Annotated in this window: 35 protein-coding genes; 32 read left to right on the top strand and 3 right to left on the bottom strand. The window is 62.3% G+C overall.

Annotated elements, in window-relative coordinates:
• Positions 1 to 957: 957 nt before the first annotated feature.
• Genes FV220_RS00165 through FV220_RS00150 form a run of 5 tightly spaced genes read left to right on the top strand, consistent with a single transcriptional unit; the run spans position 958 to position 5,465 of the window.
• Positions 958 to 2,442 carry a DUF3383 domain-containing protein gene (locus tag FV220_RS00165; RefSeq protein ID WP_147829042.1) on the top strand — a complete coding sequence of 495 codons (1,485 nt, stop codon included), beginning with the start codon at positions 958 to 960 and terminating at the stop codon, positions 2,440 to 2,442.
• A 14-nt stretch (positions 2,443 to 2,456) separates the two neighbouring features.
• Positions 2,457 to 2,909 (top strand): phage protein, encoded by a 453-nt coding sequence (locus FV220_RS00160; RefSeq protein WP_147828880.1) that lies wholly within the window; start codon positions 2,457 to 2,459, stop codon positions 2,907 to 2,909.
• Between the two features lie 8 nt (positions 2,910 to 2,917).
• Positions 2,918 to 3,331, top strand: a complete 414-nt coding sequence (locus FV220_RS00155; RefSeq protein ID WP_147828878.1) for a phage tail assembly chaperone — start codon at positions 2,918 to 2,920, stop codon at positions 3,329 to 3,331.
• Positions 3,332 to 3,342: 11 nt separating this feature from the next.
• Entirely contained in the window at positions 3,343 to 3,519 is a 177-nt protein-coding gene (locus FV220_RS25285) for a hypothetical protein (RefSeq protein WP_210245925.1), read from the top strand.
• On the top strand, positions 3,516 to 5,465 hold the full coding sequence (locus FV220_RS00150) for a phage tail tip lysozyme (RefSeq protein ID WP_147828876.1): 1,950 nt from the start codon (positions 3,516 to 3,518) through the stop codon (positions 5,463 to 5,465). Before FV220_RS25285 ends, FV220_RS00150 begins: the two co-directional genes overlap by 4 nt.
• Here FV220_RS00150 and FV220_RS00145 read toward each other — a convergent pair.
• The gene (locus FV220_RS00145) at positions 5,462 to 5,764 is read right to left on the bottom strand and encodes a hypothetical protein (protein WP_147828874.1); all 303 of its coding nucleotides are present in this window, start codon (positions 5,762 to 5,764) and stop codon (positions 5,462 to 5,464) included. The two genes, FV220_RS00150 and FV220_RS00145, sit on opposite strands and share 4 nt — an antisense overlap.
• A 387-nt stretch (positions 5,765 to 6,151) precedes the next feature.
• On the opposite strand from FV220_RS00145, the gene FV220_RS00140 reads away from it, so the two are divergent.
• The 27 genes from FV220_RS00140 to FV220_RS00015 all read left to right on the top strand — a co-directional run bounded on the left by FV220_RS00140 (position 6,152) and on the right by FV220_RS00015 (position 25,696).
• Positions 6,152 to 6,868 carry a phage baseplate protein gene (locus FV220_RS00140; RefSeq protein ID WP_187273274.1) on the top strand — a complete coding sequence of 239 codons (717 nt, stop codon included), beginning with the start codon at positions 6,152 to 6,154 and terminating at the stop codon, positions 6,866 to 6,868.
• Positions 6,868 to 7,182: a hypothetical protein gene (locus FV220_RS00135; protein ID WP_147828872.1), complete on the top strand. Its 315-nt coding sequence runs from the start codon at positions 6,868 to 6,870 to the stop codon at positions 7,180 to 7,182. Before FV220_RS00140 ends, FV220_RS00135 begins: the two co-directional genes overlap by 1 nt.
• Positions 7,183 to 7,250: 68 nt before the next feature.
• Entirely contained in the window at positions 7,251 to 8,138 is an 888-nt protein-coding gene (locus FV220_RS00130; protein WP_147828870.1) for a hypothetical protein, read from the top strand.
• A 2-nt stretch (positions 8,139 to 8,140) separates the two neighbouring features.
• Positions 8,141 to 8,959 (top strand): Gp138 family membrane-puncturing spike protein, encoded by an 819-nt coding sequence (locus tag FV220_RS00125; protein WP_187273273.1) that lies wholly within the window; start codon positions 8,141 to 8,143, stop codon positions 8,957 to 8,959.
• The gene (locus tag FV220_RS00120) at positions 8,946 to 9,299 is read left to right on the top strand and encodes a hypothetical protein (RefSeq protein ID WP_147828866.1); all 354 of its coding nucleotides are present in this window, start codon (positions 8,946 to 8,948) and stop codon (positions 9,297 to 9,299) included. Before FV220_RS00125 ends, FV220_RS00120 begins: the two co-directional genes overlap by 14 nt.
• Entirely contained in the window at positions 9,300 to 10,484 is a 1,185-nt protein-coding gene (locus FV220_RS00115) for a baseplate J/gp47 family protein (protein WP_147828864.1), read from the top strand.
• The gene (locus FV220_RS00110; RefSeq protein ID WP_147828862.1) at positions 10,481 to 11,212 is read left to right on the top strand and encodes a DUF2612 domain-containing protein; all 732 of its coding nucleotides are present in this window, start codon (positions 10,481 to 10,483) and stop codon (positions 11,210 to 11,212) included. Before FV220_RS00115 ends, FV220_RS00110 begins: the two co-directional genes overlap by 4 nt.
• A 38-nt stretch (positions 11,213 to 11,250) precedes the next feature.
• On the top strand, positions 11,251 to 12,534 hold the full coding sequence (locus FV220_RS00105; protein ID WP_147828860.1) for a hypothetical protein: 1,284 nt from the start codon (positions 11,251 to 11,253) through the stop codon (positions 12,532 to 12,534).
• 72 nt (positions 12,535 to 12,606) lie between these two features.
• Complete coding sequence (locus FV220_RS00100; protein WP_147828858.1) at positions 12,607 to 12,951, top strand: hypothetical protein; 345 nt, start codon at positions 12,607 to 12,609, stop codon at positions 12,949 to 12,951.
• Positions 12,952 to 12,972: 21 nt separating this feature from the next.
• Entirely contained in the window at positions 12,973 to 13,635 is a 663-nt protein-coding gene (locus FV220_RS00095) for a hypothetical protein (RefSeq protein ID WP_147828856.1), read from the top strand.
• Between the two features lie 12 nt (positions 13,636 to 13,647).
• Positions 13,648 to 14,439: a head decoration protein gene (locus tag FV220_RS00090; RefSeq protein ID WP_147828854.1), complete on the top strand. Its 792-nt coding sequence runs from the start codon at positions 13,648 to 13,650 to the stop codon at positions 14,437 to 14,439.
• 4 nt (positions 14,440 to 14,443) lie between these two features.
• Positions 14,444 to 15,283, top strand: a complete 840-nt coding sequence (locus FV220_RS00085; protein ID WP_147828852.1) for a hypothetical protein — start codon at positions 14,444 to 14,446, stop codon at positions 15,281 to 15,283.
• The gene (locus FV220_RS00080; protein WP_210245924.1) at positions 15,283 to 15,813 is read left to right on the top strand and encodes a hypothetical protein; all 531 of its coding nucleotides are present in this window, start codon (positions 15,283 to 15,285) and stop codon (positions 15,811 to 15,813) included. The genes FV220_RS00085 and FV220_RS00080 overlap by 1 nt, the downstream gene beginning before the upstream one ends.
• Entirely contained in the window at positions 15,810 to 16,427 is a 618-nt protein-coding gene (locus tag FV220_RS00075; RefSeq protein ID WP_147828848.1) for a hypothetical protein, read from the top strand. Before FV220_RS00080 ends, FV220_RS00075 begins: the two co-directional genes overlap by 4 nt.
• 9 nt (positions 16,428 to 16,436) lie before the next feature.
• Positions 16,437 to 16,949, top strand: a complete 513-nt coding sequence (locus FV220_RS00070) for a hypothetical protein (protein ID WP_147828846.1) — start codon at positions 16,437 to 16,439, stop codon at positions 16,947 to 16,949.
• Between the two features lie 6 nt (positions 16,950 to 16,955).
• The gene (locus FV220_RS00065) at positions 16,956 to 17,303 is read left to right on the top strand and encodes a hypothetical protein (protein WP_147828844.1); all 348 of its coding nucleotides are present in this window, start codon (positions 16,956 to 16,958) and stop codon (positions 17,301 to 17,303) included.
• A 19-nt stretch (positions 17,304 to 17,322) separates the two neighbouring features.
• Positions 17,323 to 17,988, top strand: coding sequence for a hypothetical protein (locus FV220_RS00060; RefSeq protein WP_147828842.1), 666 nt, complete (start codon positions 17,323 to 17,325; stop codon positions 17,986 to 17,988).
• Between the two features lie 48 nt (positions 17,989 to 18,036).
• Positions 18,037 to 20,190 (top strand): hypothetical protein, encoded by a 2,154-nt coding sequence (locus FV220_RS00055; RefSeq protein ID WP_147828840.1) that lies wholly within the window; start codon positions 18,037 to 18,039, stop codon positions 20,188 to 20,190.
• Between the two features lie 4 nt (positions 20,191 to 20,194).
• Positions 20,195 to 21,823 (top strand): FAD-dependent oxidoreductase, encoded by a 1,629-nt coding sequence (locus FV220_RS00050; protein ID WP_147828838.1) that lies wholly within the window; start codon positions 20,195 to 20,197, stop codon positions 21,821 to 21,823.
• Positions 21,824 to 21,834: 11 nt separating this feature from the next.
• Positions 21,835 to 22,386, top strand: a complete 552-nt coding sequence (locus tag FV220_RS00045) for a hypothetical protein (protein ID WP_147828836.1) — start codon at positions 21,835 to 21,837, stop codon at positions 22,384 to 22,386.
• A 20-nt stretch (positions 22,387 to 22,406) separates the two neighbouring features.
• The gene (locus FV220_RS00040) at positions 22,407 to 22,601 is read left to right on the top strand and encodes a hypothetical protein (RefSeq protein ID WP_147828834.1); all 195 of its coding nucleotides are present in this window, start codon (positions 22,407 to 22,409) and stop codon (positions 22,599 to 22,601) included.
• Positions 22,602 to 23,035: 434 nt separating this feature from the next.
• Positions 23,036 to 23,179 carry a hypothetical protein gene (locus FV220_RS25280; RefSeq protein WP_187273271.1) on the top strand — a complete coding sequence of 48 codons (144 nt, stop codon included), beginning with the start codon at positions 23,036 to 23,038 and terminating at the stop codon, positions 23,177 to 23,179.
• Positions 23,180 to 23,207: 28 nt separating this feature from the next.
• The gene (locus FV220_RS00035; protein WP_147828832.1) at positions 23,208 to 23,903 is read left to right on the top strand and encodes a glycoside hydrolase family 104 protein; all 696 of its coding nucleotides are present in this window, start codon (positions 23,208 to 23,210) and stop codon (positions 23,901 to 23,903) included.
• A gap of 4 nt (positions 23,904 to 23,907) precedes the next feature.
• Positions 23,908 to 24,402: a 3TM-type holin gene (locus FV220_RS00030; protein WP_147828830.1), complete on the top strand. Its 495-nt coding sequence runs from the start codon at positions 23,908 to 23,910 to the stop codon at positions 24,400 to 24,402.
• 3 nt (positions 24,403 to 24,405) lie between these two features.
• Positions 24,406 to 24,861, top strand: coding sequence for a hypothetical protein (locus FV220_RS00025; protein WP_147828828.1), 456 nt, complete (start codon positions 24,406 to 24,408; stop codon positions 24,859 to 24,861).
• On the top strand, positions 24,858 to 25,139 hold the full coding sequence (locus tag FV220_RS00020; protein WP_147828826.1) for a hypothetical protein: 282 nt from the start codon (positions 24,858 to 24,860) through the stop codon (positions 25,137 to 25,139). Before FV220_RS00025 ends, FV220_RS00020 begins: the two co-directional genes overlap by 4 nt.
• Positions 25,139 to 25,696 (top strand): hypothetical protein, encoded by a 558-nt coding sequence (locus FV220_RS00015; protein WP_147828825.1) that lies wholly within the window; start codon positions 25,139 to 25,141, stop codon positions 25,694 to 25,696. Before FV220_RS00020 ends, FV220_RS00015 begins: the two co-directional genes overlap by 1 nt.
• Positions 25,697 to 25,788: 92 nt before the next feature.
• Here FV220_RS00015 and FV220_RS00010 read toward each other — a convergent pair whose 3' ends face one another.
• Positions 25,789 to 26,397, bottom strand: a complete 609-nt coding sequence (locus FV220_RS00010; RefSeq protein WP_147828823.1) for a hypothetical protein — start codon at positions 26,395 to 26,397, stop codon at positions 25,789 to 25,791.
• 183 nt (positions 26,398 to 26,580) lie between these two features.
• Positions 26,581 to 26,772 (bottom strand): hypothetical protein, encoded by a 192-nt coding sequence (locus FV220_RS00005; RefSeq protein ID WP_147828821.1) that lies wholly within the window; start codon positions 26,770 to 26,772, stop codon positions 26,581 to 26,583.
• Between the last annotated feature and the right edge of the window lie 206 nt (positions 26,773 to 26,978).

Below are 26,978 nucleotides of genomic sequence, written 5' to 3'. Positions count from 1 at the left end.
GACATGTTAATATGGGGCATGTCCAAAACTCTTCATATTTACCGCATCACCAACCTGCTTAACGGCAAGCGATACATTGGATGGGCGGTCCACCCAGGACGACGATGGGCGAGACATAAAAACGACGCTCGGAAGGGTCGTCAGAACGCGATCCACCTCGCCATAGCAAAGTACGGCGCGGAGAATTTCAGCTTTGAGGTCGTTGAGATTTTTGACGGCAATGAAGCGGAGGCGAAGGCCAGGGAAGTTCTCCGGATTGCGGAGGAAGGGTCACTTTTCCCTGGCGGCTATAATCTAACCAAGGGCGGCGACGGAGCCGATGACCTGGGCAGGCTAGCAGCTGCATCGCACGCAAAACGACGTGCCTTAGACGTAGACGCAGATAGACAACGCAGATCGGAGCGAACCCGCCGCGCGAACGCTGCCATGGACCCTACGGTCCGAAGCGAAGCCGCTAAAAGAATGTGGGCGTCCCGATCGCCAGAGGCGCGGGAGGCTATCGCTGCGAAAGCGAGGGCGCAGAGAGCAGCGGAAACCGTAGAGGAACGCTCAGCACGAGGTCGACTGGCACACGCTCACCGCACCGCAGCAGAGCGATCCGAAGCCGCCCGTCGAGCTAATGCGGGACTTAGTTCCACCCAACGATCCTCAGCCGTCGCCGCGATGAACGCCGCCATAACCGGCGAAAAACGAAGTGAGATAAGCCGCAAAGGCCACGAAGCCTATCTCGCACAGACCACAACCGAACAACGCAGTGAAACCATTCGCCGAAATTGGGAACGGCTTTCATCTGAGGCTCGGGCTGACATTGGCGCGCGCATCTCGGAAAAACTGCAAGCAAAGAGCCCGGAGGAACGGGCTGAAATCGGCCGCCGCCGGTGGGCAACTCGCCGCGCTAAGGCTTCGTCAAATTCAGGTTTCACCTAATTAGAGGCGCCTTGTTTGGCGAATACTGCAATGGCAAAGGGACTAAGCGTCAACGACGTTGTAAATGTTACACTAAATTTATCGCCGACAGCCGCTGGATACAGAAATTTTGGATCTTTACTGATCCTCGGTTCAAGCGCGGTGATTGACACGACCGAGCGTCTGCGGCTCTACACGACCCTTGACGGGGTGACGGCCGATTTCGGCGTCAACTCGCCGGAGTATCTCGCGGCCGATCTGTTCTTCTCGCAGTCGCCGCAGCCGAACCTGCTCTACGTCGGGCGGTGGGCTCAAGGTGCGACGGCGGGCCTGATCCGCGGCGGGGTACTCAACCCCACCCAGCGGCTTCTCTCGAATTTCACCGCCATCACGACGGGCACACTGAGCCTAAGCGTCAACGGCGTAGTGAAGTCGCTCACGGGCCTGAACTTCTCCACCGCGACCAACCTCAATGGGGTCGCTTCGATCGTTCAGGCTGCCCTGGTCGCTGCCAGCACTCCCAATGCCACCGTGACGTGGGACTCGGTACAGAACCGCTTCACCGTCACCAGCGGTACCACGGGCACGACCTCGACCGTCACTGCCGCCACGGGCACCGTCGCCGCTCCGATGGGGCTGACGAGCGCGCTTGCCTCCGTGCCCGTCAACGGCGTTGCGGCCGAGAGCCTTGCCCAGGCCGTCGCTACTCTCGCCGACGTTTCCAGCGATTGGTACGGCCTCACCGTCGCCACTACGACGCCGCCCGCAAACTCGGATCATCTCGCCGTCGCCGCGATGATCGAAGGCATGACGATGCGTCGGATGTACGGCATCACCATCACCTCGACGGATGTGCTCGACCCGACGACCTCCTTGGATCTGGGGAGCTCGCTGGAAAACTTCGGCTACCAGCGCACGATCTGGCAGTACTCGTCGTCGAGCCCCTACGCGATCGCCTCCGCCTTCGGCCGCGCCTTCACGGTCAATTTCGAGGCCAACAACACCACCATCACCCTGAAATTCAAGCAGGAGCCGGGCGTCGTTGCGGAGCTTCTCACCGAGACGCAGGCCGCGACCCTCAAGGGGAAGAACGGCAACGTCTTCGTCGCCTACAACAACGACACCGCCATCTTCCAAGAGGGCGTGATGGCGAACGGCTACTTTTTCGACGAGGTCCACGGAACGGATTGGCTTGTGAACGCCGTTCAAACTGACGTGTTCAACCTGCTCTATCAGTCCCCGACTAAGATCCCGCAGACCGACGCCGGCATGCACCAGATCGTCACCACGATCGAAGCCACCCTGGCTCGTGCGGTCAATAACGGTCTTGTCGCTCCCGGCCAGTGGAACGTCGCCGGGTTCGGGCAGCTCAAACAGGGCGATACGCTCCCTTCGGGCTTCTACGTCTACTGCCCTCCGGTCGCTCTTCAGTCGCAGGCTGATCGGGAAAAGCGCATCACGCCTCCGATCCAGGTCGCTGCGAAGCTCGCAGGCGCCGTGCACCAGGCGAACATCCTCATCAACGTGAACCGATAGGACGGGCCTGAACAATGGCGAGCACGTATTCCTTCGCGGATGTTCTCTGCGCTATCACCGGCCCTGGCGGCAACCTATCGCTTTCGGAGGGCGGGGTTGCCGACGAGGGCATTACGGTTGAAATGAATGATGATAAGAGCAGCATGGTTCCTGGCGCCGATGGGAGCTGGATGCACTCGCTGCACGTCTCTAATTCTGGACGGGTGGTGCTAAGGCTGCTGAAGACGAGCGAGCTAAATCAGCGTCTGACAGTCATGTACAACTATCAGACAGCCAGCTCTGCGAACCACGGAAGAAATCTTATTTCTGTCCGAAACCCGGCCGTCGGCATGTCAATCACCTGCGAGGGTTGTGCCTTTAAAAAACTGCCGCCCAACGTGAATGCTAAAGACGGTGGCACCAACGAATGGGCATTTGACTCGGGGCGCATCACCCAGGTTCTGGGTAGTGGCGACCCGTCCCTCTGAGGTGATGCATGGTTGAGTTTGAGATCGACGGGCATTCCTACCGCAGCGGCCAGATGCCGGCCAAGACGCAGTTCCACGTTCTGCGCCGTCTCGCGCCCGTTCTAAGCTCCCTCAAGGATCTGTCGGGGCTCACGGGCGGCAACGCGGAAGCCATGGCGGCTTCGCTCGGCCCCATCACTGAAGCCATCGCCAAGCTCTCCGACGCAGACACCGAATACGTCCTAGACGCCTGTCTTGAGGTCACGGAGCGCCAGCAGGGCGCCGGATGGGCCAAGGTCCAACCGAAGGGCTCTCGCCGCCCGATGTTCGACGACATCAACTTCGCCGTCATGCTCAAGATCGCCATGGCAGTGATGCAGGATAACTTCTCGAGTTTTTTTCCCGCGAGCCTCTCCGGTTCAGTCGGCGAGGCCAAGACCTGAGCTTCGACGCCGTGCGCATGCCGCATGGAGAGGAGTGGCTGCTTCGGCCCGTGAGCCGTGGCTGGTGCCGGTATGAGTCCCTGCTGGATGGCACGCTCGACATTTCGGACATTGCCGAGATGAACGATGCCATCGCGGCCGAGGATGAAAACCGCGAGCGGGCGCAAGAGGCGGCGAAGAACCGATGAGCGCAGAAATCATTAAAGAGTTCCTGGTATCAATAAATTATCAGGTCAATCAGGGCTCCGAGAAGAAATTCACCGATGGGATGGCGACCGCGGCCAAGGGCGCTGCGGCTCTAGCCCTGGCTGTCGGCGCAGCAGCCACAGCCGTCGTTGCTGCGGTCGCACGCATCGCCTCTCAGTTCGACACCCTCTACTACACCTCGCAGCGCACGGGCGCCTCGGTCCAGAACATCAAAGGACTGGGCTACGCCTTCTCGCAGTTGGGTGGTTCGGCTTCTCAGGCCGTCGGCACGCTGGAGAGCTTCACCAAGGCGCTTCGTAACAACCCAGGCCTGACGAACTTCGTCAAGGGCATCGGCGTCAACGTCAATCAGGACAAGGCGAAAGTCCTCACCGACGTCATCGATAAGCTGGCGCAGAAGCCCTACTACATCGGCGCCCAGCAAGCCGAGATGCTCGGCATCAGCGAAGAGTCGTTCAACCTCATGGTCAAGAACCGCGCCGAGTTGGCGCGGTACAGGGCCGAGTACGATCGCACGGCGAGGACGGTCGGGCTCAACAACGATGAGGCTGCGAAAGCCTCTCGTGCCTTCAACGACGCCCTGCTGTCCCTTCGGGCGACGGCGATGGCGGTTGCTGAGAAAATCGGAACCGACCTCGCGCCGGTCATCACTCGCTACCTCAACATGCTGCGGGATTGGATCGCAGCGAACCCAGATAAAATCGAAGCGGCCATCAAGCAGGTGATCGCCGTCGCTGAGGCGTTGGTTACAACGGCCGCAAGCTTGGTTCTGGCTCTTAAGCCGGTCGGGGAGATGTTCCAGAGCATCGCGGAGACACTGACCGGCAAGGAGGGCCTTCAGGCCTCAATGGAGCTGTTCGCGATATTCATCGTGACGTCCTGGCTCACTCGCATTCTCGGCGCATTTGGGGCGGTAGGGCTCGGATGGAAGGGGCTTCTGTTGCGGCTCGGCATCCCGGTAGGGCTTGGCGTTCTTGCGACAGGGCATGGCTATCAGACGCCCGAGCAGGCTGCGGCCAATCCGGACAGTGCCGCACTCAACAAAGAGGGCATCGACCGCCGCGAACGCGTTCGCGGCTACATCGGCGATGTGTTCAAGCCGAAGGAGGGGGATGATCGATCTCTTGCCGAACGGCTTCTGCCGAAGGCTCTCGGTGGGAAGGATCGGCCGGAAGCTGCTGGAGGCGGCTCGACGGCCCCGATTGGGGGCTCAACGTTCAGTCAAAAAGCTCCAGGCGTGATGAAGCGCCTGATGGAAGATTTCGGACTTTCCAAGGAAGAGGCCGGGGTCGTCCTCGGCAACCTTGGGCACGAGAGCGCCGGATTTAAGGCATTTGAGGAGGGCGGGGGCGGCCCCGGACGCGGTTGGGCTCAGTGGACGGACCCAGGCCGTAAGCGTCGGTTTTTCCAGTATGCCGAAGACAACAAGCTTGATCCGAAAAGCGACGAAGCCAACTACGGCTTCCTCAAATGGGAGCTCCAGAACACCCATAAGAGCGCGATCTCAGCCCTCAAGAATGGCGCGACCAACGAAGATAAAATGGTTGACTTCGAGCGTATCTTCGAAGGCGCCGGCATCAAGGCATATGGAAGCCGTTACAAGTACGCGCGAGACGCGATCAAGGCCTACGACGCCGCCGACCAGGCCCCGTTGCAGGCTCCCGCGCCATCGGGCGGGCCTCCAAAAATCGATCTGTCAAAGGCCGCTGCTGCCGCAGGCAAGTTCGACCTAAACGGCATCACCGGCTCGTCCCCGTTGGGTACGTCTTCCTGGGACAACCGCACCAGCAACACCACGATGCACCAAGAAACGAAGATTGAGGTCAACGGCGCGAGTGACCCGGCCGCCGTCGGTTCAATGGTTGAGCGCAATCAGGATCGGGTGAACTCCACCATGCTCCGGAATGCGACCGGCGCGGTTCGCTAGCGCGAAACGACGTTGGGGAAAGACTGAAGGACGCTGGCGCATAACGCATCGTGCCCTTCAGCCTTCTCACGATCCGCGAATTTCTGTCCACCGGCAATGAAGCGCCTTTTCATGGCTGCGTCACTCATTTCCGAGGAGCATTCCTTCGCGATGTTGATCATCTTCTGATCGTATCCGTTGAACCCGCACTGGAACTGAGATCGGCTCAGGAAGGCGTGAACCTCAAGCAGTTTGCCGCAGTCGAGGGCGTTGGCTGACGAAGGAAACGAGAGGGCGACAAAGGCGAGAGCGTAACGCATCTGAGCAACTACCTCTGGAATGGAGCGGCGTTTCGGATGCGATCCTGGCCGATATAGGGACCAACGCACTCGAAGAGGTTCGTGTAGTTGTGGCTCGGAGCTCGTCCGGCCCCCTTCGCGCAGACCTCTCGCGTCCGGGCGTCGACATTGCTCCATACCAGCTTCAGACGGTCGTAGGCCTCCTGTTCGCTGGTTAGGCAATAACCACGGGTTAGGCGGTTCGGTTCGCCACTATATCGAGACCCGCATCGCTCATTCACATCCCAATCGGGAATGACCTGAGCGGCGAGGGGCATGATGGTCAGCAATAACAGGGCGGCGGCAGACAGGATGCGCATTCCGGCCAACATATGCCGCCGCACCCGCTTGTCGAGAGAGGCCTGACCGATGTCCCTTCTCGGCGAACTCACCTACGCGCTGATTTCCTCTGCGTCACGCGACATTGGCGGCATCATGCCGGACGTCGTCGTCGAGGAGATGCACCGCGACGAGCTCATCATCACGGACCATCCGGTCGAGACCGGAGCCGCGATTACGGACCACGCCTTCAAGCGCCCATCCGAAGTCGAGATGCGCTGCGGGTTCTCGAACTCCAGCGCCGGCTCGGAAGGGTACGTCCAAGAGGTCTATCAGGAGTTTTTGGCGCTCCAGGCTTCGCGCCAGCCCTTCAACGTCTCAACGGGCAAGCGCTCCTATCGGAACATGCTGATCCGTGGCCTTGCGGTCACGACCGACCCGAAGAGCGAGAAGGCGCTCAACGTCGTCGTCGCTCTCCGAGAGATCCTGATCGTCAGCACGCAGCGGACGTCGAGCGGATCGGGCTCTGGGGGAAGTGGAACCGCTGCGCCAGCCGCATCTGCATCCGACCAGGCGTCGCCGCAGACCACGTCCGAGGCGATCGACAACGGCGACAAACAGGCCACGGGCGTTGGCGACACGGCCTTTGCCGGGGCTTTCGATCCAAGCGGCTTTTCGACGACGGACCCCGTCACAGGTGGTCCCACCGCAGAACTCGGGGAAATGACGATTGAGGCTGTCGACGGCGTTCCGGTCCCGACGCCATCGCCCGTCGAACAGCCCTATAACATCTACGAGTTCGGCTGATGGCAACCTACGAAATTCCGCTGGTGCCACAGCCTCAAATCTTCGGCATCCAACTTGGCGACGTGAACTACCGGCTCCGGTTTGCCTATGCCGACACGCTCGAAGGCGGGTGGCTGATGGACATCAACACGGAAGGTGGCGACCCCATCCTCTGCGGCGTGCCCCTCGTCCCGAGCATCAATCTGCTGGCTCAGTACGCGTATCTCGGCCTCGCCGGTGGCCTCATGGTGACGAACAAGGAGGACGAAGCTGCTATGCCCGCCTTCGCCGCCTTGGGCACCACCAGCAAGCTCTATTTCGTCTCCGTCGCATGACGCAGCAGTACCTTAGGGACTGCCGCCTGACCGTCGGGGGCGGGGGTAGCGCCATCGACCTCTCGCAGATGCGCATCACCTTCGATGTGCGGCAGGGCGATCGACAGTTCCCGAACTACGCCAACATCCGGATCTACAACCTAGCCGATAAGACGGCTCAGGCGATCCGGAAGGAGTTCAAATCGGTCACGCTTGAGGCCGGCTACCGAGGTGCAATCGGAGCGCTGTTCAAGGGCGAAATTCTTCAGGTCCGCATCGGCCGAGAGAACCCGGTCGACAAGTACTGCCACATCCTCGCGACCAGCGCGGATCGGGCGCATAACCACGCCGTCGTGAACAAGAGCCTCGCGGCTGGCCACACCTTCAAAGATCAGGTCGAGGCCTGCCTAGAGCCGATGAAGGCCTTCGGAGTCACCGTCGGCCACATCGACGATCTAGGCTCGAAGAAGATGCCTCGCGGGCGCGTTCTCACCGGCATGGCTCGGGACATCCTGAGGCAGGTAGGGTTCGCCACCGGTACCTCATGGTGCATCGTCAACGGCACCTTTCAGATGGTGAAGAACACCGGCACGCTTCCCGGAGACACGGTGGTTCTCAATTCGACGACCGGTCTGATCGGAATGCCAGAACAGACCATTCAGGGCATCGTGGCGCGGTGCTTGCTCAATACGCAGATCGTTCCGGGCTGCAAAGTGAAGATCGATCAAGCCAGCATCCAGCAGGCCGAGTTTGATCCCTCGTTCACTGGCGCGAAAACCAATGAGCAGTACGATGCCACCGGCGCCAAGATCGCGGCCGACGGCATCTACAAGGTCATGGTCGCCGACCACAACGGCGATACCCGCGGCGCCCCGTGGTACACCGACATGATCTGCGTGAACGCTTCTCAGGGCATTACGCCAGCTCTTGCGGCCCGCGGCATCGGCACCGACGACCCCTCGGACCAGGGAGGTTAACAATGGACCTCCGCGAACGCTGGAACGACCCAGACGAGGATCTGAAAGCTGCTCTAGAGGGCATGCAAGCCAAGATCCACACGTCGATCCCGGTCCGTGTGGTCAAGGACAGCGACGGCCACACGGTCGGGCTCCAGCCCCTCATCAAGTTCGTTCAGCGCATGCCGGACGGCTCGCAGAAGCTGATGGACTACCCGGTGATCTCCGACGCTCCGGTCCAGTTCTCGGGCGGCGGCGGCGTGACGATGACCCACCCCATCAAGGAAGGCGACGAGGGGATGGCGATCATCTCCTCCCGCTCCATCGACACTTGGCACCAGCAGGGCGGGATGCAGCCGCAGATTGATGCCCGGATGCACGATCTCTCCGATGCGGTCTACCTGCCCGGCATCCGGTCGACGCCGCGGAAGATCAAAGACGTCAGCACCTCGGCGATCGAAACCCGCTCGGATGACGGGAAACACAAAATTAGCATGGACGCGAAGACCGGCGCGACGACGATCTCCATCGATGAGGGCAAGCACACCTTCGGGATCGATCCGAAGGCGGGCATCTCCATGGACACGGCGATGAAATTGGCCGTCAACGCGAAAAGCGGCATGGACTTTAAGGGCGCGGCGCACTTTGCCGACAAGCTGACCTCGTCGAAGAGCATCGGCGCTCCATCGCTTCAGGGCGTCGTGGGCGGCTTTACCGGCGCCGCCCTTGCCGTGGCGCTGATGATTGGCGCGATGGCCCTCACGGGTGCCCAGAGCCCCCAGGAAGGCATCCAGACGGCACGATACGCTCTAGCGGCATGGGTCGGTCATGCGTATCCGTAAGGTCGACGCAGCCGGTGATATGATTTTTGGCGGCAGCCAGGCTTCGTTCTTCCGCGATGTGCCGGATGCCCCTGCGCTCGTCGTCTCGAACCGACTCCATCTCTGGAGCGGACAGTGGTTCCTCGATCTGACCAAGGGCATTGACTACCAGCGCCGTGTTCTCGGCAAGCGCACAGAGTCGACCCGCGATCCCGTCATCCGCGCCGAGATCCTTGACAGCCAGGGCGTGTCTGGCATCGCGGAATATTCGAGCACGCTGAACCGCGACACGCGCACCTTCGACGTGGTGGCGACCATCGACACGGTCTACGGACAAGCGACGCTGCGGGAGACGATCTAGATGGCATCGACGCCCGCGCCCATCGTCGATGCGACCGGCATCCATGTGCCGTCCTACGACACCTATCTGACCTATTTTCAGACGGCCTACCGCGGGATCTACGGGGCCGACGTCTACCTTGACGCGGACAGCCAAGACGGCCAGTTCCTCGCCATCCTGGCGCGGTGCTGCGCCGACCATGCCGCGGCGACGTTCGCCACCTACAATGCTTTTTCTCCACTGACCGCTCAGGGCACTGGTCTTTCCTCGGTCGTGAAGACCAATGGCATCACCCGAGCGATCCCGACCGCTTCCACGGTCGACCTGCAGATTGAAGGGCAAGCGGGAACCATCATCACCAACGGGGTCGCGAGCGACGCACAGAACGGGCGCTGGAACCTGCCTGTCGAGGTGGTCATTCCTGCGAGCGGTCGTATCCTCGTCACAGCGACAGCCTCAACCCTTGGAGCGATCGAAGCGGGCGCGAACACGATCACCACGATCGCCACCGTGACCCGCGGGTGGCAGGCTGTGACGAACCCCGCTGCGGCCTCGCCAGGCATGCCGGTCGAGAACGACCTCAAGCTGAAGCGTCGCCAGGCGATCTCCACCGCGTTGCCGTCGCGAACCGTGTTCGAGGGGGTCATCGGAGCCATCGCCGCCATCAACGGCGTTTCCCGCATCCGAGGCTACGAGAACGACACCAGCGTCGTCGACGCGAACGGAATTCCTCCCCACGCCATAGCCTTGGTTATTGAAGGGGGAGACAGCAGCTCAATCGCGCGAGTTCTCTTGGCCAAGAAGGCACCAGGGGTCACTACCTATGGGACAGTGCTGCGGTCCTCGACGGATGCTTACGGCATTCCTCATGCGATCCGGTTCTTCCGTCCGACCTATGTGCCGATTGCCTACTACATCACCCTGCAGGCGCTCCCCGGCTACACTCAGGACGTCGAGGCCATGATCCGGCAGGCACTTGCCGATTGGACCAACGGCCTCGGCATTGGCAACCTTCTTCGTCTCACTCGTGCATACCTGCCGGCCAACCTGAACGGCACAGTTCAGGGTGGGACATTCGAAATCCTGTCCATGACGGCGCAGCGTGACGGCCTAGCGCCAGTCGGGGCCGTGGATGTCTCGGCGGCTTTCAACGAAGCCTTTCAGTGCGATCCCGCCAACATCCGAATTTCGGTCATCCCACAATGACCGAGGACTACCTTCTCGGGCTGGTGCCGCCTTGGCATTCCACTCGTCCGAAATTCATGGCGACGCTGGCGGCGGTTCTCGCCCCTCTCGTTGCCATGCGAGATGTGGTCTCGCACCTTCCCGTTGATTTCGATCTGGACAGCGCCATCGGCGTCCAGCTTGACGCTGTCGGTGTTCGCATCGGTCGCGCCCGCACGGTTCGTCTGCCGGCGCCAACGCTCTACTTCACCTTCGACGAGGTCGGTCTCGGCTTCGATCGGGGCGTCTGGAAAGGCCCTTACGAAGATCCCCAGACAACCGTGAGCCTTGACGACGACACGTATCGCCGATTGCTGCGCGCCAACATCCTGGCCAAGCATTGGGACGGCACCATCCCTGGCGCTCAAGCCGTGTTCGATGCCTTCTTTATCGATCCCGACACCTACGTCTTCGTCCAAGACAATGCCCCCGCAGCGTTCCCGGATGAGCTCGCCATACCCGGTACCGGAGATCAGCGTCTCGAAATGTCGATGACCATCGGCGTCGCGGGCAAGGCGCTGTCGCTCACCTATCTCGGCATTCTGGATCAGAACCTCATTCCGATTAAGCCGGCCGGCATCGATTCGACCTATGCCGTCGCGTCCACGAACAATCGGGCACTCTTCGGGTTCGATGTCCAGAACGAGTTCGTCGCCGGGTTTGATACCGGTGCTTTCGGCGTGACACCGGCCGAGCGGCTGAGAGCCTGAGCGACTAGCGCTCTCCTCCCGACATCAAAGGACTTTCGATGGCTGGCACGAACCAGTTCCTCCCGTTTGCCACTGGCTCGGGAGCGAACGCCCTTACGGTTGCGCAGTATCAGGCCCTCGCCGCACGCCAGGGCGGTTTTGTGGCCGGGATCGCCAAGTCGATCGAGGTGAACACGTCTCTTCGGCAGGCATCGACGATTGCCGCGATGATCGGCCAATTCATTGCGGACCTGTCCGGGAACGACGCCAACGATGACGGCAATATCGCCGTCCTCGAAAGGCGCTTTCGCGATGCGCTTCTCGCTTCTCTGACCGCAGATGCCGGCAACTCGCTGGTGCACTACGGCCTCGACATCAGCACGACCGCCAACCTGCTGAACGTCCAAACGGTGGTTCCGGCGGTTCCCTCCCTCGCGGAAGGTATGCTGTTCGAAATTGTGCCTCTGAGAACGGTGACGGGGTCATCGGCAATCGTTCTCGGCACGAATGCGGCTGTCTCTCTTTTTCGGCGGAACGGTACGCCCGTCGTCGCTGGCGATATCGTTGCCGGCGTGCCGTTCCTCGGCATCTACTTCGGCGGCGCCATCCGCATGCTGGGCCTCGCAGCATCTGAAATCGGCACGATCACGACGACCGTCATCAGCAATCTCAGGATCGTCGGCGGTACCCTTGAGCCCTACGCAACGCCGGGTACCTTCTCCCTTACTCTCCCCGCTGGAACGCCTTTTAGCGTCGAGGAATGCCGCGGCGCAGGTGGAGGTGGCGGTGGGGCGGATAGTACGGGCGCTGCTGGCTCTGGTGGCGCTGGCGGGGCCAGGCTGGTCGGCATCTACCTTGCCATCACAGACGTGACGCTCGCAATCACCGTAGGCTCTGGCGGTCTCGGTGGAGTTGGCGGGACAACGCCAGGATCGGGAACCGCAGGAGGCACGACCTTTATCGTTGTGTCGTCGGGTACGGTTCAGCGAAAGAACGGGCTTACGGTCACGACGGGACAAACCCTGTGCGCCTCGACGGGCGGCGGCGGCGGCGCCCCCGGCTCTGCCGCGAGCCCGCAGCCGAATACTGCTGGCGCTGGCGGGACTTCGTCTGGCGGTGATGTCAACGACTCTGGAGACGGTGGCGGGTTTCCGATCATCGTCGGCACGAATAACCGTCTCGGCGGTCTTGGTGGACCTAGCCCCGGAAGCGGTGGCTCTCCTTCGGCCAATGCCGTTGCGCAGGGCAACAGCTCTTCATCTCCTGGGGTCGGCGGCAACGGGTCGTCAGCGAATGCTCCCGGCGGCTTTGGCGCCCCCGGTCGCGTTCTCATTCGTCACTGAGGTCGATCTATGACTGTCGCTTTGATCAAGGATCGTGCCGTTCTCGCCCTCTACCCCGAGCAAGAAGGGTGGATGGACCTGTTTGACGCTCGCGACGTCACGGATGTCGAGGGCATCGAGCCGGGCTGGCTGGTCGACGAGGATGGGGCTTATAGCGCCCCCGAGGCACCTGCTCCGGCTGAGATCATCCCAGACGTCTCCAGTGCTCAAGCCAAGATCCAGCTTTCCCGCGCGAGCTTTCTGGTTCCGGTGAAGGCTGCTGTCGAAGCCCTCGGAGGCGAAGCCGAGATTTGGTTCACGGACGCACGGACGTGGCAACGCAACAACCCATACGTGGCCGAGCTCGGCGGCGTTGTGGGTCTGTCTCCTACTGAAATCGACGACCTTTTCCGTGAAGCCGCGAAGATCGACGCCTGACGGCGCTGAGGGCGAGTGACCATGAACCCCACCGCCGTCATCGACAACGCGGATTGGCTTCTGGCCGTCCTGATCCAACCGGTATCCGGCCAGACCGTCGATTTTTCGGGGACGGCTCTCTTTCTCGCTCTGACCCCGACGTTTGGCGGTGATCCCATCGCGATCGCTTCCAGCGAGGATGGCAGCCTCACCTTCGTCCCTGGCGCGACACCGTATTTCGCGATCGACCTGCGTGTTGCGGACCGCACCTGGCGGGTATCTCGGGTCACCAGCGTGCTTGGCGACATTCTTCGGTACCCCGACCCGGCCAACCCGGATCACGTCGAATGGCTCGGTCGTCTCGCGCTTCGGGTTCATCCTGGATCGAGCTCGTCGGGTATCGTCAGCGAGGCAACGTCTCCGGTTCTCATTCCCGCACAGCCCTTTGAAGGGCGCCTCGTAGCCGCGCCTGTCATCGTCGGGCCGCAGGGTGTGCCGGGGCTGGCCGGGAACGGTTCCAGCCTTGTCCATGAGCAGGGCTCAGCCGCATCAACCTGGATCATTCCACACAACTTCGGGCGCCGCCCCTCGGTCTCCGTCTACTCGGCGTCCGGTGACGAGATGCTCACCGATGTCACCGCGACGACGACCAGCGTGAGCGTCGTCTTTGCTCAGCCGACCGCCGGTTCCGCCATCCTCGCTTAAGGTTTTTCAGACATGACGAAGAAGGTAGGCAACGGCCTCGATCTTCAGAGCCAGCGCATCCTAAACCTTGGCGATCCGTCGACAGGGACGGACGCGGCGAACAAGCAGTACGTCGACAATGTCGGCGCGGGCATGTCTTGGAAGGGGCCGGTTCGGGCTGCTTCGACTGGAAACGTGTCTCTCTCTGCGCCTGGATCGACAATCGATGGCGTGACGCTCGCCAGCGGCAATCGTATCCTCCTCAAGAACCAGACCGCCGGCGCCGAGAACGGGCTGTGGCTTTGGACTGGCGCATCTTCTGCCCTGACGCGCACGTCAGACGCCGACAGTGGGACCGAACTTCAGCCTGGCGCGGTCGTGTCCGTGACTGAAGGGACGGTCAACGCCGACAAGGCGTACATGATCATCTCGGATGCGGCGGTCACGATCGGCACGACCGCGACGACCTGGGGACAGTTCTCGGCCGCGCCGACCTATACGGCTTCGAACGGCGTCAGTCTGACTGGGACGAACTTTGCAGGTGTCGCGGCCCCGAGCGGCGGTCTTGTCGTCGGTTCAACCGGCTTCTCCATCGATACCTCGGTGGTCGCTCGCAAGATCGCCGGCAACATGGGCAACGGGGCGCTGACAGTTATCCCCGTCACGCACAGCCTCGGCACCAAGGACATCCTTGTTTCGGTTCGCCTCAACAGTACCGACGAGGAAGTGCTGGCCGATTGGATCGCGACCGACACCAACACCGTGACGTTCACATTCCCGTCCGCACCAGCGTCCGGCGCCTACCGCTACGCGATCCACGGCTAGCCCCATGGCTAAGAAATCCGCTGGCGGGTTCGATGCGCAGGGGCAGCGTGTTCAGAATGTCGGCACGCCGACAGACCCAGCCGACGCCTCATCGAAGTCCTACGTCGATGGACTGGTCGTCAAAAACAACTTCGCCGCTACCGCAGCCCCTGCTGCGGGCAACGATAGCTCTCAGGGCTATGCGGTCGGTTCGGTGTGGATGGTACCCAGCACCGGAGACATGTGGCGCGCGCGCTCAGTTAGCGTCGGCGCAGCTCGCTGGATCAAGCTCGGTATTGTCGATCACCCTGGATATGTCCCTGGGCGTTTTTACCTGCCGTCAGGACAAGGGGGATCGCTTACCGGAGCGGTCACAGTCGTAGGGACCGCCTATTTCGCGTTCGGAATTATCAAAGAACGTATTACCGTGTCGCAGCTTGGCGTACAGGTGACCGCCGCCTCGGCAGGGGGTAATTTCCAACTCGCGCTCTACAGCCATAATCCGGCGACTGGGCTTCCAAGCACGCTCGCTGGTGCGACCGGGTCGGGAACGACGGCGGGGACGAACCTCGTAAACGTTGCTCTTTCAGCAAGTGCAACGATTGAGCCGGGGTTCTATTGGTTCGCTTATAACTGCGACAATGCCACTGCTGTGTGCCTTTCAGTCGGCGGTACAAATACATCTCCGGCAGCGCAGATCGGAAGCGCCAATGGGGCGATCATCAACTCGTCCTCTGGGCAGTTGGCTGGCTTGACTGCTCCTATCGCGTTCGGGGCGTGGCCGGCAGACGTAGGTGCATTGACGTTCACGATCATGACCGCTCGCGTACCCATGATTCAGTTCCTCGTTGCCAGCGTGCCGTGATGCGCAGCCTTGTCAGCCCGCTCGCCGTTCCGCCCCAAGGCCCGCGCGGCGCCCCCGGTCTAAACACTGGCTTCGGGCAGATCACATACACGGATCGGACAATTGGCGCCGAGGATACATTCGACCCGAATGTGCGCCAGCGACTGATGTTCGCGCCCTCCGGCCTGACCACTCAGAACTTGCTTCTCGATCCCTTCAAGAACCACAATTTCTTCGTCGACAACGTCCTGCGAGCCCGCGCGATGGGCGACGTCTACGACATGACGGTCAACCTCGGGGTTCGATCCATGCAGTCCGGTGGCAAGGTCCGGGTCGACATCGACAGCGGCTCAACCCTTGGCCCGCTGCAGACCAGCACGGCGTCGCTGTTCGAGGGCGCCACGGTGGTGGAGAGGGTCACGCTCAACTTCTCAATTCAGGTGCTGAGCACGTTCCTCGCGAACGGCGCCCTGTTCTACCTGACCGCGGACCGGCCGCTTCAGGTCGTCAGCGAAACGCTCTTCCTTCGCCCGACGAGCATCCAGCCATGACCCGTGTTCGCGTCTGGTACGATGATGCCTGCGATCAGATCTTCATCTCGGGGGAGATGCACTCCTACGCGCCTAGGTCCCTCGTCTGCGCGCTGAACGGGAACGGCACGACGATCCTTATCCACATCGCGGGGACCGCGGACACCGCCGTCGCAGGCGGCAATTACGCTGATTTCGGCGGGGCAGACGGCATCCCATTCTCAACGCCGCAGGCCACGAAAGCCTATCTGGACGGCGTGTTCTCTCGGACACCTCTGGCGGGCCAGACTTCGCTGACCTTCGGCGCCGGCCAGCCAATTGGTGGGCATAAGGCGGTTCGCGTGGTCAACGGCGGCCAATTTATGGTGGCGTCGTCTGACGATGCCTCGCAGATCGGAACCGTGATCGGCGTCTCCTCAAACGCGGCCGATCAAGGGGATGACCTGCGGGTCGTCAGCCTCGGAGAGATCACCGAGCTGTCATGGGGCTTCGTGCCAGGGCCGGTGTTCCTCGGCGTTGGCGGGTCTCTCGTCCAGACGCCTCCATCCATCGGGTTCATCCAGCAAATGGGCGTGGCTTTAAGCACCACGAAGCTGCTGGTCGCCCTTAGCGCACCGATCGCCTTAGCGGAATAGGAGGCTCATATGGCAGCGAAGAGATATCTGAAGGCTCAAAACGGCTATTCCGCCGAGCAGCCCGCAACCGTCATCAGCACGGGCGCGGTCAACGGGGGCGATATCCCGGCGCTGGACGATACCGGCCGGCTCGACCCGAGCCTGATGCCGGTCGGGGTTGGCGCCGACGTCGCTATCCTTACCGCCTCCGAGGCGCTGGCAGCCGGCGACTTCGTCAACATCTACTCCAATTCTGGGGCCTTTGCCGTGCGCAAGGCGGATGCGTCCAACGTCGGCAAGGAAGCTCATGGCTACGTGCTCGCGGCCGTCGCCAGCGCGGCTCAAGCCACGATCTATTTCGATGGTCGCAATACGACCGTCACCGGTCAGGCGCCTGGTGCTGTGTTTCTGTCCGCCACGGCGCCCGGCAAGGCCACGGCAACCTGCCCGACCGGCTCCGGCCAGCTTCAGCAGCGCCTCGGCATCGCCGTAGCCGCGACCGAGATCAACTTTGAGGCGTCGCCTCCCATCATCCTGGCGTGACCGCTTATGGCCTCGCGCAAGCCGCTGGTGGCCCTGAATGGGGCTGCCGTCGAGTTGCCCGCCGCGGATACACTGGCGACCGGGCTGAGGATCGAGAAGTACACAGCCACGGTGGCAGGCGGCGCTGGTGTCGCTAGCGCCAGCTTCGCTCCAGCGTTCAAAGCCGCACCTGTCGCTTTCGTCGTTGAGGGTTGGTCCGGCCAGCAGATGGTATGCGGCTCTGTGACTGGCACAACCGCTTCAGGGTTCACCGCCCAGGTCATGATCTCACAAGCAACTGTGCTTTTGAGCGGTACGCCCTTCACGACGGCTCCGAATGGCACGGTCGTGAATATCATTGCCATCGGCGTCTAGCCGCCAGGAAAAGCGATTGATGCCAACCAACATCCTCAGCATCCAGCCGCGGCGGCAGAACTTTCGCACGTCCACGAATGCCGATTGGCTGGACGGGCTTCTGGTTTATCAAGCCGGGTCAGGCGGGGTGGTAGCGGCAGAGAAGAACGTCGGCAACGGTTCGCTTTCCGTCGCCTCCGTTGGGTCCGGCACCGCCCTCGGCGTGCACATCGTCTCAGTCACGTCGGTCGACAATTCGCCTCGCCTCACCGTGCAAGATCCGACCGGCGCCGTGGTTGCGCGGGGTGTCGTTGGACTTCCCCTCTTCGCCTCCGGCATCACCTTCACGGTGACCTCCGGCGCCACGGCCTTCGCAGTCGACGACACGTTCTTCATCAGCATTCTCCCGATCCCGATCGATATCGCCGGGATCAATTTCGACATGCAGGTGAGGCTGGAGCCCACCGATCCCAACGTGCGGTTCTCCGCGACCTCTCACCCGGCGAGCTCGTCCGTAGTTCCGACGATCGTCACAGGCGGGGCAGGCGGCCAGGTCGCCATGCGCGTTCTCTACACCTCGCTCTCGGCCAGCAATCTCCCGACCGGCACATACGACTACGATCTCCTGGCCTCGGCTGACGGCCTTCGCGTCGTCGCGTTCTACGGCACGATCGAGCACGTCAACGGCGTGACCTTCCTGCCCTAGCAGGCCAGCGCAGCCCCGTCTTCGCGCCCATCATCCAAGGAAAATCGCATGGCTTTGGCCGATGACAGCGGGGCAATACCCGCTGCGATCCCTATTGTCGGGCCTGCTGGTCTGAGCATTGTTGGACCGCAGGGTAAGGATGGGCCGGAAGGCAAGCAGGGGCCAGTTGGCCCGATGGGCTCGGTCTCACCGGAGCAGCTTCAGTCCGCTGTGGCACCCGTCGATGCGCGCGTGGCTCGCCTCGAAGTCTCCCTTCAGACCGGCTACATCACCCGCCAGACCTATGCCGAGATCGCCGCGCTCACCCTGTCGGCCACGGCAACCTACGTCGTCCCTGATACCGATACCGGCACGCACGCTGGTGTTTCGACGGAGGTCGGATATTCGGGGGGGCAAGTCCCGAACGCAGGTACCTTCTCCGCGACCGGCTCCCCCCTGGCGCTCCGCCGCGTTGCCTCGACCGGCACGGCTGCGATCCCCGGCATTCAGACCAGCGTAGCTCTTCTTAACCGGGCAAGGTCGGACTACCGCCCAGGCGACCTTCTCGCCGCATGGACGACGCAGGTCAGCTCGCCTGAGGCCACGGCAACCCCGCTTTCTGAGGGTGGTCAGTACGTCCTCGCAGATGGCGCCGACGGTCGCGTGCTGCGGATTACGCCTACTGGGTCGGTCGGCGTCGGCCCTATCAAATGCGACCCCATCTACGCAGATCGCACCTACGATTACACGCTGATCGACCAGCGCATTACCAACGGGTCGAGCAGCACGGTCCTGCTTCGGCTTTCCGGCTTCACTGCGGCCAATGCACTTGTCGGACCCGTCACCATCCTGACCCAGGCTCTGGTCAGCGCCGATCTGCAGCAAAAGCCGTTCGTCCGCCTGACGGGCGCCGCGATCCTCGCCCTGCTGCCGAATGCCGTGAAGGCTCGGCCTTACGTTTCACTGACATCATCGTCTGGAACGTTCGACCTTTCCGCCATCGCGCGCAGTACCGCTTCGGATTTGGCGTCTGTCACGTCGCAGGCCTCGGTCCTTTCGACGATCCCGGATGACCAGCTGTTCGCGACGCTCGGCGCAGATCGCAAGATCACATCCCTCATAAATTTTGCTGCCCTCAAGGATCTTGTGATGGAGAAGTTTTATAATCGCACGGTCACTTTCACGGCTACATCAGATAGCACTCAAGCTCTTCCTGCTGACCCTTTTCGCAACAGTATTGACATTTTGAACTCTTCAACGAGTACGTCGATCCTTATCAGTTTCGACCAAGCTCCTGTTCGAGGACAGGCCGGCACGAGGCCACTGGCCCCAGGTGAAGGGTATTTCCGTGAGCATCCTCCAACTGGACCTCTATACATAAAGTCGGAAGGCGAAAATGTCCCTCTCGTGTTCGACTTTACAAACAGCAATAATTCCGACCCGCTGAAATATTCTCTGGCCGATGCTTATATTGCCAAATCTGCATATGTTCCGTCCTCGGCGGAGCGCGATATCTTCGCCAAATTCTTCAACACGATCCGCGATGCCAGCATTCTACCACTGCTTGGCACAGCAGCCATCCTTGGTGGCCCCAGCCGAACCCTTTCACTTCAAGATATCGTACGGAATGTCACGTACGGTCAGGTAAACCCGACCAGCGGCACCAGTATCACCTTTACAAAGTATGTAGGTTTTACGGGCAACGGCTCGGATCAATATCTTCGAAGCATGTACATTCCAGCTCAAGATACGGGCCGTTTCCTCGCCAACAGCCATAGCTTCGGCGCGGTGGTGAATGCCGGTATTCAAGGCACGACGCCTATCCTGATGGGCAGCTACACCACGGGGCTCCAGCCGCAGCGTAGTGTAGACAGCCAAGCCGTCAGGTCGGCAACCGTCAACTCGACCGTCGTGACAATCAACGCAGCCGCCGACGGCGGGTCGGGTGGCATGTACGCGGTGCTGAGAAATGCCGCTGACAAGTGCACGTTGATCCATCGCAAGACCGCCTACGAAGTTGCCCAGGCTGCCACCGGCCTTGGGTCTGGGAACCAAGAGCTCTTCATTCTCGCGCAGAACACCTCTGGGGGAACGCCGACGGCTTTCTCGACCCTGACCCCGACTTTCGTTTGGGCTGGTGGGTACATGACCCCGGCACAAACTGCGGTGCTGTTAGACGCCGAAGCCGAAATGCACTCGGCCTTTCTCGCGCTGGGAGCCTGAGCCCATGGCAACGAAAGTCGTCGACTTCTTCTGCTACGGCGCCACCCTGCCGGGCTACGCCTTCATGCACTACGCCTGCCGTGGTGGCGGCACGGGGCTGATTGCCGAATGGACCGGCCATAAGGGCGGGCTGACGACCGGCGGCCTCGGCGTGGGTGACTGGGACACCCCGCGCTGGGGTAAGGTCAAGGAGTTCAACGTCTGGATCGGTCGCGAGCGCATGGGCCGCACCGACGGGTCTGAGGTCAAGGACATCACCTCAATGTCCGCTCAACTTGCGCTGGACGCCGTTTTCATCGCTGGCAACGCGAATATCGAGGTCAGGGTCAACTGCCGCCTCAAGAACGTCTTCAAGAACCAGATCACGAAGGCGGTCTATATGGTCGAGTTCGAGAACGGCGACTTCGTCATGATGAAGTATTGTCATGACGCCTCCTATGAGGTGGATCTTGCGCGCATGGCCGGCGTAAAGATGCGCCAAGGCCGCGAAAGCGCCACCCACTGGAACGAGCCTGTCGAGTTTCCCGACAAGGAGGGCCGGCTTTCGACGCCTGGTCTCAATAAGACTTTCGGACCTCAGGGATACAGCCTCTACGACACGCGCGGAGATCGGGTCTGGACGTCTTCCCAGCCTCCGCAAAAGCACCTGCTGACCGGCGACGCCGTCCCCGTGTGCCAAGCGAACGGCTGGCGCTTCGAGTTCCAGTTCAACAGAAACGGCGAGGACATCGGCGTTCCGTTCTCCAAGCCGCCGGGGTGGTCGGCCGCAGATACCCGGAAAATCATCGACCTGCGTTCCTATACCCGAGTGCCAGGGTCGCCCGACCCGGTATCCGCCGGCGGCGTCGTCTTCCCGTTCGGCAACTCCGCGCGCGGCTTGGAGAACAACCCGCTGAGCCCGGAAACCGGCAAAGTGGGCACTAACGGCTGTGATCTTCCCGGCCATTGGACGAACGGCTGGATGGACATGACCTATGACCAGCGGGTCGAGACGGCCGAGCACGCCGCCTGGATCACGATGGGTAGCCACTGGGTCGTGCAAACTGACCCGTCTATCTCAAGCAGTACGAGGGACGCGATTGCTCGCTTCCGTCTCGTGACCGACGTCTGGCAGACGCCGGGCGACTACACGCTGTTCCCCGGCTGGCCGCCCGCCTTCTACATCCGCGATGCCGGGGGCATCTGGGCGCAGTTCAATATGGATGCCCGGATGGCTTACAACAATCCGGACAGCCCTGACGGCAAGTGGAACTTCGACGACAGCGTGACGACCGGAGGCTACCCGCTCGACATCCACACGCCCATCCACTTCAACCGGCCAGATGGGTACGGGCAGAAAGAGGGCTACGTCGACTACACCAAGAGCCCGAACTACGGCGTGCCGATCCGGGCCATGCTGCCTGACTTCAGCCAGTGCTCGAACCTCACCGTGTCCTGGGGCGCGGGCGGCTCCGCGATCTGGCGCTCGTCCTGGCGCATGGAGCAGACCGTCGCGCGCGGCGCGCAGGCCTGTGGCATGCTGATGGACCTCGCCAACCGCGGACGGAACGGGGTGTCAATCCCGATCTCGCAGGTGCCGTTCGCCGACCTGAGGGCGATGCTGAACGCCGAAAACGCCGTCACGACGGTCTGAGGAGAGCACGCATGCCCAATTACGGTGGACGATCGGTGGCGGCAGCCTCCGGCCTTGATCTCAGCGGCGCGAAGGATGGCATCCTCTGTAAGTTCGGGAACCAGATCTCGACGTTCGAGCTCCAGGGTATTCCTGGCATGAAGATCCTCCACGGCAACGCCCGTGAGGGGAACCCGATGTTCGAGGTCGAGTCCTGGCTCGGCCGCGAACTCCACATGGACCTGAGCAAGACCGGTGACATCGCCATATTCCAACGGGCGGCGCTGTTCATTCCGCGTCGCATCGTCATGACCCTGGCGCGCGGCGTGCCCACGACGATCAAGGCCCGGTTCTTTACGGGCTTCCAGGGCCGCGGTGAGTTGCTCTGGGACGTGCCGGCGGCCGAGTGGCAGAAGCTGACCGACGACATCCAGGTCGTCGAATACGTCCTGCCCACGGCTCGTCGGTCGTTCGACTACCTGCATCTCCTGGTAGACACCGCCAACGATGTGCCGTTCCGCGTCTCCACGTGGATCTTCGGCGAAACGCTCATCTCCAGCGACATCCGCGGGCGCGGGTTCTGAACGAAGAAGGAATGCACACCATGGCCGAGCGCTACGCAATCATCGACCAGACCAAGAACCCAAAGCTCGTCGTCGATGTGTTCGCCGTCGAGGAGGGTGAGGAACTGTGCGTACCTTCGGAGCTCGAAGACAGGGCGGTCATCGCCGTGCCGGACGGCGAGCCTGTCGCCGAGGGATGGAAGTGGACGAAACGGGACGGGTTCAGGGCGGCGTGACACGCACCCCAGTCGGACCCTAAGGCCGGCGGCAGGATTTCGCCGCTCGCTTAACCGTCTTCGAGTGGGGCGGTGAGGGCCTCTCGCTGGCTCTGGGCCGTCCCGGCGTGTTGGGGCGAGGATAGCATGGGCGAGGGTAAAGGTCAGTGCGGGCCGGGCGCTAATCCGGCGAGAGGTGGCAATTTGCGATTGGTCGGCCAATCTCGGAACGCACTCTCCGATCAACCTGCGCGGCAGACGATGCGTCGTCTCCGCTAAACCCTCGTAGTCGGCCCCTGATCGGGCTTGCCGCCACCTCGCGGCTACAACATCGCTGCGTGTCTGCTTTCCACGCCGCCGCACTGATCCGCGAACGATAGCACACCTTGTTCCCTGAGGAATCCCCTCCCGAGCCGGCCGGTCGCCGTGCAACCCCTGACATCGTGAGAACCACCATGGCCCGCGCTCTGCTCGCGTTCGCGCTTCTCTGCGCGCTGGCTTCTCCCGCCATGGCTGATCGGCGTCGTTCGGTCTGCGTGGCCGTCGACGTCGAGGGCATCCCGTCCCTCGTCTGCTCTCGGCCGGCGCGGCGGCGCTGATCCTTTCCCCGAAACTGTGAGAACTGTCATGGACAAAAGCGTGCCAGCCGGCGCGGCGCTTCTGCTCGACTTCATCGCGTCCTACGAGGCGCCTTACGGGTACGGCACCATCTACGGCAACAACCAGAACAAGCTGCCAGCCGGCATCACGACCATGCGGCTGGACGACGTGATCGCCGCGCAGAAGTCGTGGACGACGAAGTACGGCTCGTCGGCGTGCGGGCGCTACCAGTTCATGCGGGCGACGCTCCAGGGGCTGAAGACCGAACTCGGCCTGTCCGGCATGGAGTTCTTCGATCCGAACCTTCAGGACCGGCTCGGCTACCACCTGCTCAAGCGCCGAGGCTACGCCTCGTTCATGTCGGGCGCGCTCAGCCCGGTCGGGTTCGGGCTCAAGCTCGCGCAGGAATGGGCCTCTTTCCCGGTTCTCGCTGCCACCAAGGGCGCGCATCGGAACGTCGTTCGCGGTCAGAGCTACTATGTCGGCGACGGCCTCAACAAGGCACTGGTGAAGCCGGAGGCGGTCGAGAAGGCTCTGGCTTCCGCCCTGAAGCTGTTCGGCGTCCCCGGCAGCCAAGCGCCCGTTACAGCCACGCCTACCCCGCCGACGCCGCCTGTTTCTCCGACCGCACCCATCCCGCCGTCACCCGTCGGTGTCGCAAGCGGTTTTTGGGCATCCGTCATCAAGCGCCTCCGGGCCGCTTTCCCCGCAAAGAAGGTCTGATCCCATGGCTGGCGGTATCATCGGCTCAATCATCGGCGCGGCGTTGCCTGGGGTCCTTCCCAGCATCACGGAGACGGCGAAGATCCTCGTCGAACGGCTGGTGCCGGACCCTGTCGCTCGCGCCCAAGCGCAGAAAGAGGTCGAGGAAGTCATCTCCGCCCGCGAGGCGGCTGTGGCTTCCGTCATCATCGAACAGAACAAGGCGCAGAACGAGATCAACCTCGCCGAGGCGCAGGGGAACGACCGTTTCAGTTCCCGCTGGCGCCCCTCGGTTGGGTGGATCTGCGTCGCCGCGCTGGGGTATCAGTACCTCTTCGCACCGATCTTCACGTGGTTGGGCGCCATGATCGGCGTCGCGCTCGGTATCGCCTTCCCGGCCCCGCCGACGCTCATCATGACCGACATCCTGCCGATCCTCGCCGCTCTTCTCGGCCTCGGTGCCCAGCGCACCTACGAGCGGGTTAGCGGCGTCTCAACGGCCGTTCCGGCGAAGCGCTAAGGCATGGCGCTCTCCGGCCTGTTCTACCGCGCCGCCGTCGAAGTCCCGTCCGGCATTCCTACGGGGGTGCCGGGCCAAGCCATCGTCGAGGATGCGGTTCGCAAGATCGCCGCGGCGGATAGCCTCTACGCGCCGCTGTTCATCGCCTCGCTGGCGGTCATCGCGCTTCTCGGCTGGCTTCTCTACCGCGCCGGCATCGCGAAGACGACGGAGCTCGAACGCGTCGTCACCGCCTTGGAGCGGTCGAACGGCATTCTCACCGCCCTCGACGCCATGAAAGGCTCGATCACCGCCCTCAACACCGCCGTGCATGACCTTGCGCGTGAAGCCGAGGGCGAGGCCAAGGATGGTCGCCACGGGCAGGCCAACATCCTCCAGATCGTCGGGTACAACAACGAGATCATCAAACGGCTGGAAACACGGATGGACCGCCTCCTTAACCGAGGAGGCGATGCATGAGCATCATGGAGAGCGTCATGCATTGGATCATGCCCGGTCGCCATGCTTCGCGCGCGCTCCACGAGCGTGCAAGGGCGGCCTTGGCCTCCACCGAGGATGCCGGCGACGTGGTGCGCAAGATCGTCGAGGCATCGCACGCCGAAACGGCTGAGGCGGTGGAGCTCTCCGATAAGACGCGGGAGCGGCTGGTGAAGCTCGAGGCCCGCCAGAAGCGCCGGAAAGACCCCCACGTCTCTGTGGTCATAGAAACGATGAAGATCATGGAGCGCCGGTCCTGATGCGTGCGACGCTGAACCGTTTCATTGCCCCCATTGTGGCGTTCGCGCTGCTCGCGCTCTACTGGCCGGTCGCCGTGGTGGTCGAGGACAACTTCCAGGCCGAGGTGCTGCGCGCGATGCAGGGCACGGCCCTCACGGTGATCTTTGTGGCCTTCGTGCTGAAGTTCCGACGCGCCTTTGCCCCAGAGGTGCCGGACAGCGCTCGCCGGTTCTATCTCGGGCTGATCCTGTGGTCGTGTGCGGCGGCTGGCGGCGCGCTTTGGCGCCTGCTCTGGCGCATGGGCGGCGGCGGTCCAGAGCTTGCGTGGATGATCACGAACGATGCGATCATCTTCCAAAGTTGGGTGGAGACCGTCGGCATCTTCTTCATGCTTTCTGGCCCCGCGATCCCGGCCGGCAAGCTCGGCGACATGGAGCCTCAGTACCCCGAGGACATCAGCTGGAAACGGATCATCATCGCGGCGACCATCTGCTTCACGGCGGCTTACCTCGTGGTGGTGCTACGGATTGGGTCCGATCAGATCCGCGCTCTGCTGGCGTATCTCCATCCAGGGTAGCTATCCCACCCGACGCGCTACCGCGCCTGTCGGTCGTCCTGAGAGCACGATAGGGCCTCGTTCAGCTTCGGCTGGGCGAGGTCTTTTTGCGTTTAGACCGAAGCGCGGCCTGCCCAGGATGGTCCCTGATTGACCGCTCCGACACAGTCTACGAGATGCCCGCACCCGAAGGTACGCCCGTCGGTTAGCGTGACGGCAGTGATCTCATATCGCCTACCTGCATCAACGGGGTCACCGGTATTCACGGTCCTCTCGTTCAGAAAGGCACCCCCTGGTCCTAGATCACGGACATTGACGCTCGCCATAACTGCGTGACGCTCAAGCCTCGCGCCATCGGGGATGGCGGAATAGTCGCCTCCGTCGCCTGGATCGAGCACAAGCATGGTAGCGCCAGGCGTAAAGCCGCGAGCGAAGCCAGTCGCCATGCCACCGTTGCCGCCGTAGATGATCACATCGTATTTCTCGTCCATCCTCACCTCCTCACGCGTCGTCTGGCTTAGGCCGGGCGGGGGGGCATCTCGCTTCGGATGCCATGGCAGGATCTCGGCGCCCGGATTCCGCCATTGCTCGTAGCCGAAATAGTCCAAAGCTCGGATCACCGCCTCGTCGTAGAATAGCCCGGCGGCATCCGCGAGCGCGCCGATGATCTGGTACGCTTCCCCAGAGACCTTGCCGGCCAAGTCTTCCTGTTCCTCGTCCATCCATCTCTCCTCAAGCCCGGCCGCCGTCAGGGCGGGGAAGGGGGTTAGCGACGCCAGTAGCGTGTGAGCAGGACCGACAGGCCCCCAACGGCAAGCGTCCCTACCAGCACCATCAGCGGCAGCACGTACGTCACGTAGGTGTGTAGGCTCACCATGCGCTCGTTCTCCTCTCCGCCGGGCGGATCAGTCTGGGGTAGTTGGGGACCGGTCGGGATCGTCAGGGCCGTCATCAAGGTCGATTGCCCGAAACACAGCGATCGCATCCTTCCGGTCTTTGAACATGAACGACACCACATGACGGGTGCCGTCATCCTCCTTCCCAATCTGGACGCAATCGGCTCGCGTCAGAAGCTTCACCATCGCCGCTTCGTCCATCACCCTTCCCCTCCTTGATCCACCACGTCGAAACTCAGCGCCTCCAGCTTGGAGAGGGGGCGGTCTAGGTCCTAGGAGTAAACCCACAATCCGCCATGGCTCTGGCAAGGGCCGCATCAGCCACGGCGATCAGCCTGTCGGGGTCTTCGCCGCGAGCAATGGTGTCCGCCCGCAATTCCTCTGGCGTCATCGCCAGGATACGGGCG

The organism is Methylobacterium sp. WL19, from assembly GCF_008040005.1.
GTDB lineage: Bacteria > Pseudomonadota > Alphaproteobacteria > Rhizobiales > Beijerinckiaceae > Methylobacterium > Methylobacterium bullatum.
Note: the sequence above shows the minus strand (reverse complement) of the source record. Positions and strands in the feature narration are given on the sequence as shown.